Source organism: Streptomyces altiplanensis (assembly GCF_053591575.1).
Genome location: NZ_JBSFUB010000146.1, coordinates 1 through 13,203, shown reverse-complemented (window position 1 = coordinate 13,203; position 13,203 = coordinate 1). Strand labels below are relative to the sequence as shown.

The 13,203-nt window shown below is 67.9% G+C and carries 9 protein-coding genes and 3 pseudogenes; 4 read left to right on the top strand and 8 right to left on the bottom strand.

Features of this window, described 5'->3' with window-relative positions; all coding sequences use genetic code 11:
* Positions 1–135: pseudogene (locus ACWD0Y_RS34030) on the top strand (IS5/IS1182 family transposase); the annotation flags it as partial.
* Here ACWD0Y_RS34030 and ACWD0Y_RS34025 read toward each other — a convergent pair.
* From ACWD0Y_RS34025 to ACWD0Y_RS34015, 3 genes and pseudogenes are all read right to left on the bottom strand, one after another.
* Positions 93–347, bottom strand: a pseudogene (locus ACWD0Y_RS34025) (IS630 family transposase); the annotation flags it as partial. The pseudogenes ACWD0Y_RS34030 and ACWD0Y_RS34025 overlap by 43 nt on opposite strands.
* Positions 335–733 (bottom strand): annotated as a pseudogene (locus tag ACWD0Y_RS34020) (transposase); the annotation flags it as partial. The pseudogenes ACWD0Y_RS34020 and ACWD0Y_RS34025, both read right to left, overlap by 13 nt.
* Positions 734–851: 118 nt before the next feature.
* The gene (locus ACWD0Y_RS34015) at positions 852–1,049 is read right to left on the bottom strand and encodes a hypothetical protein (protein ID WP_450264128.1); all 198 of its coding nucleotides are present in this window, start codon (positions 1,047–1,049) and stop codon (positions 852–854) included.
* Between the two features lie 1,180 nt (positions 1,050–2,229).
* Here ACWD0Y_RS34015 and ACWD0Y_RS34010 point away from each other — a divergent pair.
* Positions 2,230–3,315 carry a GNAT family N-acetyltransferase gene (locus ACWD0Y_RS34010; protein WP_450264127.1) on the top strand — a complete coding sequence of 362 codons (1,086 nt, stop codon included), beginning with the start codon at positions 2,230–2,232 and terminating at the stop codon, positions 3,313–3,315.
* 190 nt (positions 3,316–3,505) lie between these two features.
* Complete coding sequence (locus ACWD0Y_RS34005) at positions 3,506–3,751, top strand: hypothetical protein (RefSeq protein WP_450264126.1); 246 nt, start codon at positions 3,506–3,508, stop codon at positions 3,749–3,751.
* Between the two features lie 66 nt (positions 3,752–3,817).
* On the opposite strand, the gene ACWD0Y_RS34000 is transcribed toward ACWD0Y_RS34005, so the two are convergent.
* From ACWD0Y_RS34000 to ACWD0Y_RS33990, 3 genes are read right to left on the bottom strand one after another with little or no spacing between them, the layout of a single operon-like run.
* Entirely contained in the window at positions 3,818–4,534 is a 717-nt protein-coding gene (locus ACWD0Y_RS34000) for a hypothetical protein (RefSeq protein WP_450264125.1), read from the bottom strand.
* Positions 4,531–5,676, bottom strand: coding sequence for an NAD(P)/FAD-dependent oxidoreductase (locus tag ACWD0Y_RS33995; protein ID WP_450264124.1), 1,146 nt, complete (start codon positions 5,674–5,676; stop codon positions 4,531–4,533). Before ACWD0Y_RS33995 ends, ACWD0Y_RS34000 begins: the two co-directional genes overlap by 4 nt.
* Entirely contained in the window at positions 5,673–7,649 is a 1,977-nt protein-coding gene (locus tag ACWD0Y_RS33990) for a LodA/GoxA family CTQ-dependent oxidase (protein WP_450264123.1), read from the bottom strand. The genes ACWD0Y_RS33995 and ACWD0Y_RS33990 overlap by 4 nt, the downstream gene beginning before the upstream one ends.
* Before the next feature lie 1,034 nt (positions 7,650–8,683).
* Between ACWD0Y_RS33990 and ACWD0Y_RS33985 the strand changes: the two genes are divergently transcribed.
* Entirely contained in the window at positions 8,684–10,087 is a 1,404-nt protein-coding gene (locus tag ACWD0Y_RS33985) for an IS30 family transposase (protein ID WP_450264122.1), read from the top strand.
* Between the two features lie 620 nt (positions 10,088–10,707).
* Here the strand turns inward: ACWD0Y_RS33985 and ACWD0Y_RS33980 are convergent.
* Positions 10,708–12,075, bottom strand: a complete 1,368-nt coding sequence (locus ACWD0Y_RS33980; protein ID WP_450264121.1) for an FAD-binding oxidoreductase — start codon at positions 12,073–12,075, stop codon at positions 10,708–10,710.
* A gap of 732 nt (positions 12,076–12,807) precedes the next feature.
* Positions 12,808–13,203 (bottom strand): transposase (locus ACWD0Y_RS33975; protein ID WP_450264120.1); only part of this gene is annotated, 396 nt, incomplete at its 5' end.

Below are 13,203 nucleotides of genomic sequence, written 5' to 3'. Positions count from 1 at the left end.
AAGCGCAACACCGTCGAACGAGCCATCAACCGCCTGAAGGGCTTCCGCGCCGTCGCCACCCGCTACGAGAAACGCGCCTACATCTACCTCGGCACCGTCACCCTCGCAGCCCTCATCATCTGGCTCCGAACATGATCCGAGAAACAGTGCCTAAGACGGTCCCACACCAGCACGATCGGCGCCTTGACGAGTTGGTGGGCGCCGTCGATCAGCGCAATGAAGTCCCGCTCGGCCATGCTGCGGCGTTTGCCCTTGCCAGCGGGGTGGGTGCGCAGGTGGTGGCACAGCCGGGTGCGGGAGCCGGGCCGCATCGCGATCAGCCCGGCCACCGGCAGGAGACCTCGGCGCCATAGACCTCGGACAGGTGGGCCTGGACCTCACCGGTGGTCAGGCCCTTCGCGGCAAGCGAGATGATCATCTCGTCCACACCGGAAAGGCGCTTCTGCCGCTTCTTGACGATCTTCGGCTCGAAGGAGCCCTCGCGGTCACCGGGCACGGTTATCTCGACCGGGCCGACATCGGTCAGCACGGTCTTGGCCCGGGTGCCGTCGCGGGAGTTGCCGCCGTTCTTCCCGGCAGGATCGTGTTTGTCATAGCCGAGGTGGTCGGTGATCTCGCCAGCGGACTCCAGGAGCCGCTTGGTCAGCTGCTGGAGCAGTCCGCCCTCGCCAGTCAGCCGCAGGCCCTCGGCCTGAGCCCGACCCACGAGCTCGTCGATCAGCCGGTCGTCCATGGACTTCGACGGCACCGCCTCAGACGGCTCGACGGTCTCGGCCTCGGACACGTTGTTGCTGGTCATCGATGCATCTTCCATGATCGGGAGTTACACCGAACGTTTTACAGTCCCCGGCTCACGCGCCGGCCTCCGTCAGCTCGCGAAGCCGGGCGGCGTAGTCGGCGCGGACGCGGGCGACGTTCTGGGTGTCCTCGGCCCGCAGCGCCCTGCGCTCCTGCTGGCACTCGGCACGCAGCCGCCTGTACTCGGTGATTTTGGCTGTGCCGGAGCGCTTCTCGGCGTGGGCGATGAGGGCGCTGTACACGCCGATCACGCAGTTGATCGCCTCGATCGCCGCCTCGTAGGCGGCGATCGAGCGGACTGCTCGGCGTTCCAGGTGTGCGCACGAGGATTGCCGATCACAGGGTCAGTCATGTCGTTTCTTTCTGCTCGGCGTTGAACAGGGTTTGGGGTACTCAGGACTGCCGGTGCTCGTCGCTGCGATGTGTCGACCTCGTGTCAGTGGGAGTGTGTCAGTCAGGGGCGAAGGGGAGAACTATGTTCCCGCTGGTTGTCGGCTCGTGGCTGGGGCTTGCCACTGGCGTGGCGGTGGTACTCCCCGGCCTCGCGGCTGTCATGGGGTGGCACATCGCCAGATGGCTCACTGCCACGAAGACGGCACATTGCACCCTCCCTGTGCGGACGGCAGCTGACGCGGTCGGCGTCCGCTCCGCCCTTGGGGCGGGGCGGAGGGAGAACGTTGCTTCCCCTCCTGCATGACTGCGGTCTCTTCGGCCCTCGAGGACCATCTGCGGTGGCCGACCGCGACGTGATCACACCGGGCGTCCAGCGTGGGGGGCTGGGCAGCCAACGGCCGACACCGGACGGCGCGGTCCGGATGTGATCCGCAGGGCGCCGGACGGGGCTGCTTGCCATCGTGCTGCCGAGGGCTCGGGCGGGCCCGCCGTCGCCGTGAGTCCCTCGCGTCCGTCCCGCCGCGACTTCCGCGGCGTTGGCGGTCGGCCCGTTGGTCCCGGTGCCCTGGGGATGACGTTCCCGGGGCCCGGCGGGCGCTGTCCACGACAGCGCGACTTTTGGCGTCACGCGGCTGATGCCCAAGATTCGCGGGCTTGGACAAGAAGGTCCTGTCCGACCCCGCCGGAGTCGATCGGCTGTGCGGTGTCTTACCGTGCAGCCCCGGTAGAAGAGGACCCTGGCGACGACGAGGGCTATGAAGAGGATCAGCGCGGTAGGGGCTCTTCGGAACGCCGATGAACTTCGGGTGTGGCACACGCCGGGCCTTGGGTCACAGCCCACTGCTCGTCGAGCTCCTTCTTGCGCTGGCGGCCGACAAGGCTGCCTTGCCCGCGCCGCGAGCCGGCGACACCCGGAACGTCGCGCTTAGCAATCACCGTCCACGGAATACCCGTTCGGGTGAATTCAGGTTTGCTGTGGCGATTTGCCGTGATGGCGACCTGACCATGGGGTCGGACGCCATTTGGAGACCGAACAGAATGAAGACGATCATGAATTTTACCGTGCGTGCTCTTGAGGGGGCTACTGCCGACGCCTTCATAGCCTCCTCGTGGGCAGAGTTGTACCGACAGGACCCAGAAGCAACCCCCTACCAGTCACCGTCGTGGCTCACCGGATGGGCGCAGCAACTCCCGCCCACCGCCCGCCCTGTCGTTGCCGTCTGCGAGGACCCTGCCCGGCAGGTACTCGCCGCTCTCGCGCTGGTCCACGACCACGAGGGCACCCGGGTGCGGACGTACGCGCTGTCCACACCCATGGGGGAGTACACCCGGGCCGTAGGCCCGGCAGCCGAGCACCCACAGGTGTCGGCGTTCTTCGCCCGATACCTCGAAGACCTGGCGCACAAGGGCCACCACGTGGAACTGGCAGGCTTGCCCACAACCGGTACCCTCGCCCGACACCTCACGCCCACCGACACTTCCCCAACAGGACTCTGGCACACCAGCGTCACCGACTGCGCCGAGATCGCATTACCTCTTGCCTATGAGGAGATGTCCCGCTCGACCAGACGCGATCACAAACGACGCCAACGCACCTGGGACGAACTCGCCCAAAGCCATGAGGTGATCTACCACCGCACCCGCGACAGCGACGAGCTAATCACCGCCTACGCTGTCCTGACCCGCCTGCACGCGCGCCGCTGGGCCGGCCACACCCCGCCCCCTGGCTCACCCCACACCCCCGACGCACCCCACTGGCAGGCCGTGCTGCAACAGTGCGGCCCGGACACAGCGTTCATCGCCACCCTCGCCCTGGACACCGAAGTCGTCGCCGCGCAACTCTGCCTGACACGACATCGCCGGGCTTACTCCGTCGTACCAGCCCTACATCCCCATTACAAAGAACTCGCACCCGGCCACGCCCTGCTGCGCCACCTCGCACAGGACCTGACCACAGTGGGATTTGAGTACCTCGATCTGGGCCGTACCGTCCCGGGCCAGCACGCCTACAAAAACCAGTACCGGCCGCGCTGGAGCGAGACCGTCTCCGTCGTCAGCGCCCCTCCACGCGCCTGCATGAGTGTGCCGGACGAACTCGCGCAGCCATCCCCCGAACTGGTCTGAGGGGGGCCGCACACGTACGGGAGAAAAGACTGAAGACGCCTCCTGCATGAGGACGATGAGGATTGTCTAGAATCTCTGCCAGCCAGCAGGAAGGCACCTGCGGAGCGCGCATGCCGCTTCACGGCCCCGACTTTGTGGTCCTTCCACGACCCACTTCGGATTCCCGACCCTGTCCATCCGGCTGGACGGGGTGATCTGGCAGTCGAACGGCGAGCTGCCCGTCAACGCGGACTACCTGGCGGGCGTCGAGTGGGACATGAACCGGGCCGGACTGCGCCCCCTGGGCGGGACGACTTCCGAACGGTGGCCCGACCAGCACAGGCAACTGCCCCTGGACCAGATGCAGGGCCTTGGTTTCGTCCAGCGCTGCCACCCCGTCGCGGAGCGCCTGCGCATGGCGTTGAAAGCCCGACCCGCCACCGTCGGCAAGAACTGACCTGTGAGGGCTGACCCGCTCCGCGACCTGTGGGTCAGTCCCAGCGTCAACGCTGAAAACGCTCGCTTACCGCTTGTTGAGGCTGGTGTGGTTCCACCAGCCCTGCCGGCCGGCGGTGAAGGAAACCTTGCGGCTGTCGATCGTGCCCTCGTATTTCTGGCCCGTGGTCAGGGGGCTTTTGTCGAGCACGCCCTTGGAGTCCTTGATGGTGGGGATGGTGACGGCCTTCGCGTGGGTGAGGTCGGTCTGCTGGAAGCTCTGAGGTTGGGTGGTGGTGATGACTTCGTCCCAGTTCTTGGGGGCGGCGAGCTGATGGGCGAGGTGGACCTCGTCTCCCTCACCGAAGGCCAGGTAGGTGAGGTAGTCGGGGTAGGTGGTGGCGGTGAGCGGCTGGTAGTGCACGACGTCCTCCGTGCGGCAGGTGGCGGTGGTCGCGGCGAGGAGGGTGGTGAAGGTCCGGTTGCCGCTGGTGTCGACATTCACCCGTTCGAGCTCGACGGGCAGGGAGGTGCGGGTGCCGTCGACGATTTCCTTGAGCGGCCAGTGGCCCTCGGAGAACAGCGAGTAGTACACCCGCTCCTTCCGGTGGGCTTCGAGGTCCTTGAGGTACTGCTCTCGCAGTTTCGCGTCCAGGCCGAACTTGGTGATCATCTGGAAGGCGTGGACGGGCACGTAGTACAACGCCAGGTGGTAGGCGAAAACCGTCTTCTCGCCGATGAGCAGGAAACGGTGGCCGTGCCGGTCCTTGCCGGATCCGGTGTGGGTCTGGGACGTGGTGGTCATGCCGGTACTCCTTGGAGGGGTTGCTTGTTCGGACGGTCGGTCAGGCGGCCGACCAGGTGGCGGCGGGCCCAGAAGGGGTGGTCGGCCCAGCGGGTCTCCTGCCGGTAGGCGATGCGGTGGTTGTGCAGGTAGGCGGTGTAGGCGGCGTCCACCTGCTGCCCGTACCGGGTGAGGGCGGTGGGGTCGCCGCGCAGGTGGGCGTCGAGCGCCTGGGCGGCGGCCAGTCCTGTGGTGAGGGCGGTCAGGATGCCCTGGGAGGACAGGGGGTCGAAGGCGGCAGCGGCGTCCCCGGCTGCGATCCACCCGTCGCCCCACGCCCGGTCCAGCCGCGCGCTGTGGGCCGGGGCCCGGCGCGGTGCGCTTCCTGCGGTCGGTGAGTGCGACAGGATCCGGTCCCGCAAGTGGGCGGTGGCCAGCATCTGCTCGTACCACTGCTCGGTGGTGCCCGCCGCGCCGGGCAGGTCGGCGTCGGTGAAATGGACCACCAGGCGGCGGTTGTCGGGCAGCAGGGCGGTGTACCACCAGCCGTCGGTGGCGGCCTCCACCAGGGAGCAGCCGTCCACCGAGTCGGGGGCGGCGTCCAGAGTGAGGCAGGTGGCGGTGAGGCCGTCGAGGGTGTGGCGGCGTGCGCCGCGGCGGGTGGCGAGCGCCGCGGTGCGGCCGGTGGCGTCGATCAGCCAGTCACAGCGCACCGTGTCCTCGCCCTCGGCGTGGCGCAGGACGAGGCGCCAGCCCTCGGGGGTGCGCAGCGGGGTTCGGACGGCGGTGCGTTCGGTGACGTGGGCGCCCGCCGTGCGGGCCTCGGTACGCAGGCGTCGGTCGAACAGGGTGCGGTCCAGATGCCAACCGTGACCGTAGGGGTCGCGCAGGGCGTCGGTGGCGTGCAGGTCGGGCGTGCCCCAGGCGGACAGGGTGGCGTGGCAGGGGCGGTGGCCGCTGCCCAGGACGCGTTCCTTGATGCCGAGGTCGTCCAGGAGCAGGCCGGCGACCGACACCAGGTGCTCACCGACCTTGGGAGTCCTGGTGCCCGTGTCGGCGAGCAGGACGGTGTGTCCGGTCCGGGCCAGGGCGATGGCGGCGGCGCACCCGGCGGGTCCGCCGCCGGCGACGACGACGTCGTAGCGACCGCGGGGAGGGGTCATTGCCATTCTTGGAAGGGGTCCGTCTTCTCCAGGTAGCCGGCCGACACCTGGCCCTTGCGGTAGGGGGTGTCCTCCAGCGCCACCTCGATGGCGCGGGTGAGGGCGGCGTCGGCCTCGGTGGCGGAGATGCCGGGTACGCCTGCTTGGGGGACGTGTACGTTGATCAGGTTGTTGTAGGGGTTGGCCTTGTTGAGGGTGCCGCCCGGGGTGGACTCGACCAGGATGGTGGCGGGGAATTTTCCGTCGCCGGCGGTGTACGGGTGGGCCTCGATAATTCCGAATTTCCACCAGTCGCGGGTCATCTGTTCGAGTTGCTTGGGTTTCCCCTTGGCGGTGAGGCCGCGCAGCCACACCGCGCGCCGCTCGAAGGCCTTGGCCCGTTCGGTGTCGTTGCCCTTCTTGTTGACGACGGCGAAGTCCTCGGCGGTGAGGACTTGGTTGGGGACCTGGGCGGGCCAGAAGGTCGGCAGGTAGGGGCTGTAGCGGGGGCCGATGTTGCTGGCGAGTTCGTAGCCGGAGCGGCAGCCGGCTGTGTCGGTCTGCCAGGGCGCGGCCATCCATCGGGTCAGAGCGCCGGGGCTCTGCGCGTACAGCGGGCCGCGAGCCGACAGTGCGATGTCGGGGGTCAGGTAGGGGCCGTAGTCGGGTTCGGGGCCGTCAGCCTGGGTGCGGTGCCGGATGCGGAACGGCTCGCTGTACATGGTGTCGTGGCGGATCGGCCAGGTGACCTCACAACCGGGGTGGAAGGCGTCGGCGGCGCAGTTCTCCAGCGCGGCGCGGTCCAGAAGGGCGGGCTGCTGCGGGAGGGGGGCTTCGGCGAGCGTCTGGTAGGTCTTCTTCTCGCCCGGGGTGAACTGTCCGGCGGCCCACTGGGCGAGCATTCGGTCCTGGGTGGGTGAAAGGGCCATGTGCTGCAGGTCCGACCTGGGGGGCACTGCCATGCCGTCGCCGTAGATCCAGGGCCAGGGGGCGGGGGAGCGTCCGTCCCGATCGTAGTCGCGCAGCGAGTTGTAGATCTGGGTGCGAAGTTCCTTGCTGCGCTCGCCCGGTTCGGCCAGTCGCTCGCGCATCGTGGGGTTCAGGAAGTGGTGGGGGGCGCCCCAGCCGAACTGGGCGGCGAAACCATGGTTGACCCACTGCAGGCCGCAGAAGCGGGCAAGGATCGGCTCGATGTGCTCGGCATAGGTGATCTTCGCCGGGTAGGGAAGGGTGCCGTTGGTGACGAAGATGTCGTGGAGCAGGTCGTAGAGGGTGCGGATGGTCTTGACGGCGGGCGCGTAGTGCGGGGGCGCGACCACCGCCCAGGCCCCTGCAGCCTGGATCTCCTGCCCGCCTTCCAGAATGATCGTCGCGGTGACGGGCCCGTCGGAGATGTCGTCGTACCAGGTGTCGTTGTTTCCTACCCCCGTGATCGGCTGGGGCGGGCTGGCCCAGGAACCGGACTTGCCCATGCCCCCCAGCACCAGCAGCGAGCCGCTCTGCTCACCGCGCAGATCTCCCAATCTGGTCTTCCGGCCGACGATCTGGCCCAGGATCTGGGCCTTCTCTTTCCTGGCCGCCGAGACGGTGCGCGGCCCGGGGTCGTTGACCAACTGCCCGCGGTCTCCCTGGAAGTGGAGATTGCGCCGACCGTACTGCTCCTTCTTCAGTCTTCTGCCGTCGGGGACGTCCAGCGGCAGGTAGAACTGGTACCAGGCGGCCTTCTTGTTCGCCAGGTGCACCGTCCACTTCACGTCCTTGACGCCGTGCCGGCCGAGGGCGACCTCGCGCACCGGCGTGCCCTCGGCGTCGTATTCGTAGACGCGGAACCGTGCCGCCTGCCGCTTGACCTTGTCCTCGGTGTCCTTGTAGGAACCGGGTGGTTTGGTCGGCTGGTCCGGAACCTCGGGGCCTGTGAAGTCCTCGGTGCTGTTGCCGACCCTGGCGATCCCGATCGCCGGATGGATCTTGTATGTCGTCCCGTTGCCACCCATGCAAACCCTCCGTAGTCAAATAATCCTCATATGGGAAGTTAGCCCGGTCCCCGGGTGGCTACGCGCAGGAGCCGGGCGCACTACACGGAAAGCTCAACGGTGCAGCGCCGGAGCTGGGCTCACCGAAACAGGCAGGCCCTTTCGGCTGGTGTACAGCACACCACCAGTGAAGAATCCGTTCACAGCCACGCCCTGCGCGGAAGGCCTGCTCCGACAGTGCCACGACTGAAGAAGTTGTCGTGACCATGCTAAGGACAACAGCTTCCAGTGCACACGCGTGGCAGGTCTGCCAGGCGGCACGGTGTAGCCGCTCCGTCCACCGATTGTCTGGACACGTGTGGGGGGCGTGTCTCTGGACGTGGGCGTTCCCGTCCGGTGACTACCGGTGCGGCAGTGCGGTGGCGCCACCACCTGCAGAAAGACGGTCTTCGCCTGGCTGATCCGTTACAACACCCGTCGACGGCACTCCGCCAACGACCACCTCAACCCCGACGAATACGAACGCCGACACCACAGCGTCAAACCTCATGCTCGCCGGGTGATCAATAACCGTGTGCCCACCTTCACGGGGAAACTTCAGCGGCCCGGGGGATCGGGGTCAGCGGCGAGGGGCTGCGGAACTGGGTCAGGCAGGACACGATATGACCGCGGCCAGGGGGCCGGGCAAACTCACGAGCGCGGAGCGGGGGAGCGGCGTCGGCTGCGGCGGAAGAACCGTGAGCAGGCTGAGACGATCGAGGTGCTGCGAAAAGTGGCGGTCTTCTTCGCGAAGGAGAGCGATCGATGAACGCCGTGTATGCGTTCATCGAGGCGGAGAAGACCACCCACCCAGCCGCCCCGACTGGACCTGGCGGCCCCCGAGATTGCCAGCTGCTCGATGGCCGACCACCATCGCGCGCCCCTGGTGGGCGACGCACTGACGATGGCCGCCGGCCGCAGCGGCCGCCGGCCCGGCTGCATCGTGCACTCGGACCGCGGAGCGGAGGGCGGATTCAATCGGTCGTCGCAACACCTTCGTGAGCTGGGGGTTTGTGATGGGTGTGGGGAATCGGCAGCGGGCGGTGCGGGAGTATCGCGGGCAGATGCCCTCGCCAGGGCGGCCGAGCGTTGACTGGCGTGAGGACCGGGTCAGGTTCTGGAAGGCGATCGCGCGGGGGCTGAGTTCGGTGGACGCCGCAGCCGTCATCGAGGTCTCGCCTGCAGTGGGGTCGCGGTGGTTTCGTCATGCTGGCGGGGTGAATCCGTGCCTCGCCCCGACTGTCTCCGGCCGTTACCTCTCGTTCACCGAGCGGGAGGAGATCGCTCTGCTGCGTGCGCGGGACTTCGGGGTCCGTGCGATCGCGCGGTGTCTGGGGCGTTCGCCGTCCACGATCTCGCGGGAGCTGCGGCGCAACGCCTCCACGCGGAGTTACCACCTGGAGTACCGGGCCTCGCTGGCGCAATGGCATGCCGAGCGGCGGGCTCAGCGGCCGAAGCCGGCGAAGCTGGTGGCCGATGAGCGACTGCGCGAGTACGTGCAGGACCGGCTGGCCGGGAACGTCGTCCACGCCCTGGACGGCCGGGTCGTCGAGGGTCCCCAGGTGCCGCCCTGGCAGGGACGGAACAAGCCCCGCCGTCAGGACCGCCGCTGGGCGACCTCCTGGAGCCCGGAACAGATATCACAGCGGCTCACGGTGGACTTCCCCGAAGATGAGTCCATGCGCATCTCCCCGGAAGTGATCTACCAGGCCCTTTACGTCCAGGGACGCGGAGCCCTCAAGCGTGAGCTCGTCGCCTGCCTGCGCACCGGACGGTCACTGCGTGTCCCGCGGGAGCGCACCAGGCAGAGCGTCCGCGGCCACGTGACCGCTGACGTGCTGATCAGCGAGCGGCCGGCCGAGGCCGAGGACCGTGCCGTTCCAGGCCACTGGGAAGGTGACCTCATCATCGGCACCGGCCGGTCCGCGATCGGCACGCTGGTCGAGCGCAGTACGCGGTTCACCATGCTGCTGCACCTGCCCCGGGTGGAAGGCTTCGGCACCGAACCACGCACCAAGAACGGGCCCGCGCTGGCCGGCCGCGGCGCCGCGGCCGTGAAAGACGCGATCACCGCCACCATCACGACCTTGCCCGAGCAACTACGCAGGTCACTGACGTGGGACCGGGGCACGGAACTGGCCCAGCACGCCCAGCTCCGCGTCGATGCCGGACTCCAGGTCTACTTCGCCGATCCCCACAGTCCCTGGCAGCGCGGCACCAACGAGAACACGAACGGTCTACTGCGGCAGTACTTTCCGAAGGGCACGGACCTGTCGCGCTGGGGCATCGACGAGCTCCAGGCCGTCGCCTTCACCCTCAACAACCGCCCCCGCAAGACCCTCGCCTGGAAGACCCCCGCCGAAGCCCTCAACGAGCACCTACTATCCCTCCAGGAAGCTGGTGTTGCGACGACCGGTTGAGTCCAAGGAGTACACCGCTGACGAAACCCGCCGGGAAATAAGCCGGTTGGGGTTGCGGCAGAGCATGGGACGAACCGGCTCGTGCTACGACAATGCCGCCGACGAGAGCTTCTTCGCGCTGCTGAAAGCGGAGACCGGCACCCGCCGCTGGCCCGACCGGACCACTGCCCGCGCTGAGATCCTCACCTTCATCGAAACCTTCTATCACCGCAAGCGGCTGCGGAGGCAACCAGTCCGGGGCCTACCTCACCCCGCTGGAGACCCGGCAGCGGCACGAGCAACAACACGCCCTCACAGCGCAAGCATCGAGTGTCCAGCATCACGGGGAAATTTCAATGCTCAAGCACTGATTGCACATCCCTTGACGGCCTCCACCGCTCACGAGGAAGTTTGTCCCGATCGCGGTGGAGGACCACGTCGGCCAGGTGGCTGTTTGTTCAGTTTGGCGCGGTTCCCTGCCGCCAAGCCGAGCGAGGTGCCGACACATAGTGGCTGTAACCGCCGCATCGTGGAGTTCGACTCGCTGGTAGCCAATGCTGTGCCGGGCGTCAACGACGGCGCGGGTGAAGCCCATCTCCCGCGCTCCGCCGGTTTTCGGGCCAACCGAGACCAGAACCAGGTCAGGGGTGCGATGCCGTGGTATCGGTGACGTCGATGCTCTGGCCGTAACGGAACAGGCGGGTTGGGTCGTAGTGGCGCTTGACGTCGAGGAGACGTTTGTAGTTGGCGCCGTAGTAGGCGTGCTGCCAGTCGCGCAGGTCGGGGTCGGGGAAGTTGACGTATGCGGCGGAGGTCTCCAGCCTGCCTCGCAGGGTGTGGTGCATGGTCCGCAGCTGAGCGAGAAGGCGGCCGACGGTCTGCTGGGGGGTGTCGACATGCCAGTGACTGCCGACATCGATGACGAACGTCCCCTGACGGTGGGGGTAGGCGGTGTCGTCAGGCGCGGGCTGGGCGCTGGAGCCGCCCATTGCGAACAGCGTGACGTAGCCGGCGTTGCCCTTCTGTCCGGGTTGCCAGTCTTCGATCCAGCCGATGATGTCCTCGACGGCTGGTCGGCCGATGCGGTCGTCCGGCACCAGTGACTTGGAGGCGCTGGCCGCAGGCTGGCCGGGGAGTTCCATCAAGTAGTCCTGGGCGTCCCAGAAGTGCCTCTCCTGCACGAATGCCTTCTGCGGACGCAGAGCCAGTACGGGCGCGAGCGCCCGGCGCAGCCCGTCCTCGTCACCCAGGCGCTGGCCCAGCAGCCACAGCGTGCCACCCATGCCTTTGCCTTCGTTCTTGAAGCCGATACGCACGTCGAAAGCGTTGTGTTCGTCTGCGGCCAGGGCATCCTGTACAGCGTCCATCACCTCGACCCCCCGCCGGGCGGGAAAGGTCAGGTCGAACACGGTGGCGCGCTGGGCGGAGACATCGACAGCCTCGAAGGTGAAACCGGTGTTGATACCAAAGTTCCCGCCGGCCCCACCCCGGCAGGCCCAGAACAGATCCGCGTTCTCCCGCTCGCTGGCCCGCACCAGGGACCCGTCGGCCAGCACCAGGCGGGTCTCCACCAGCCGGTCACACGTCAGGCCCCACTTGCGGTCGTTGAAACCCAAGCCACCGCCCAGGGCCAGCCCGGCCACTCCCACACCGGGGCAACGGCCGCCGGGGAAGTACAGATTGGCCGCTCTCGCCTCATAGACGTCGGAGTTGGTGGCCCCTCCGCCCAGGACCAGTCGGCGGCCGCTGGGTACCACACTGCGCATGCGGCGCAGGCTGATCAACAGCCCCGTGGTGGTCGAGTAACCGGCGTAGTTGTGGCCACCCGAGCGGACGGCGAACGGCATCCCGTGATCGGCCGTCCAGCCCACAGCCGTCCGCACGTCCTTCTCCGTGGCGCACGCGACGATGCCCGCCGGCCGCACCGCCGCGTAGCGCCGGTTGTCCGGCAGTACCAACCTGTCATACGCGTCGCTGCCCGGCCGGTAGGGCCCCGCTCCGCTGCTCAACGCCCGTTCGAGCTCTCGCCACGCCGAGGCCGGTAGGCTGCCTCCCCCGGTGGGCACAGGCCGCGCAGACGCGGCCCGAGTAACACCCTCAGTGATCCAGCCTGCACTGGCCAGACCCACGGCCTGCGCTCCGTGCCACAGGACCTTTCGCCGAGTGACCACCATTGCGTCCTCCGAACCTCTCATCCCGAACACACGCCCGGCACGGATTCGCCGAACCGGACCACGCCCGATCCGGTGCCGGGCTGCCCGCCTCATCGTGCCGATCACCGAGAAGAACCCGGCACGCCACGCCGCCAGCCGACAGTTAGTCGTACTGACCCGTGGCTCGCAGGCGGAACGGGGCCAGGAACACGCGGCCGCCCTCACTGCCACCCACCCCGGACGCACAGCCAAGCTGCCCGCGACCCGGGCAACCTCCTCCCGCCCGGTGCCCTGGGGCGACGCCTGCTCCCGGGCGCTGCGGCCCAACGGCGGCGTGAAGGGGACCGTAGTTCGTCATAGGCGTGAACCGTAGAGCCCTGCCGACGCTGGTACTACCGGCAGCCGTGGCAGACCGGGTTACCCACGTGTTTGCTCCTGGCGCTGTGAGTTAGCCCCAGGCTCGGCTTCACCGTGCCGCCTTTACGGAAACATTTGTGCGGTCTGGGCTGGCATGCTTTCTGCGGGAGACGCACTGCGCGGAGGGGCGGGCGTGCGCCGTGTTCGGGTGTGCTTCTCCGTTACTATTGATCAGAAACTCATGGGGTTCTCGTCCAGGACGTAGCGGACGTGCGGGCCGCCGAAGTAGCCGCGGACAATGTGCGGCTGACGCTGTCGCCTGCGGAAGAAGCGGCGGGTCTCGACGGCGAGTTCGGCCTGATCGCGGGCCCGGTGCTGCTTGGGCAGGCTGTGCTTGAGGTCCGCGTTGACCAGCTCGTCCGGATTCAGCTCGGGCGAGTACGGGGGCAGGAAATGCAGCTCGACATCATCGAGGTGGGCGGCGAGCCAGTCGCGGACCTTCCTGGAGCGATGGGCGGCGTGCCCGTCGACCACGAGATGGACCTTGTGGTCGAAGTGGCCGGCGAGCCGGTCCAGGAAGCGGCACATCACCTCGGCGGTGAAGCTCTCGGCGAAGACCATGAAGTG

What these genes read in the sequence shown, in the direction of transcription:
- ACWD0Y_RS34000 (WP_450264125.1), bottom strand. Translation starts at nt 4,534, where the DNA reads ATGACCACCACGTCCCAGACCCACACCGGATCCGGCAAGGACCGGCAC.
- ACWD0Y_RS33985 (WP_450264122.1), top strand. Translation starts at nt 8,684, where the DNA reads ATGGGTGTGGGGAATCGGCAGCGGGCGGTGCGGGAGTATCGCGGGCAG.
- ACWD0Y_RS33995 (WP_450264124.1), bottom strand. Translation starts at nt 5,676, where the DNA reads ATGACCCCTCCCCGCGGTCGCTACGACGTCGTCGTCGCCGGCGGCGGA.
- ACWD0Y_RS34010 (WP_450264127.1), top strand. Translation starts at nt 2,230, where the DNA reads ATGAAGACGATCATGAATTTTACCGTGCGTGCTCTTGAGGGGGCTACT.
- ACWD0Y_RS33990 (WP_450264123.1), bottom strand. Translation starts at nt 7,649, where the DNA reads ATGGGTGGCAACGGGACGACATACAAGATCCATCCGGCGATCGGGATC.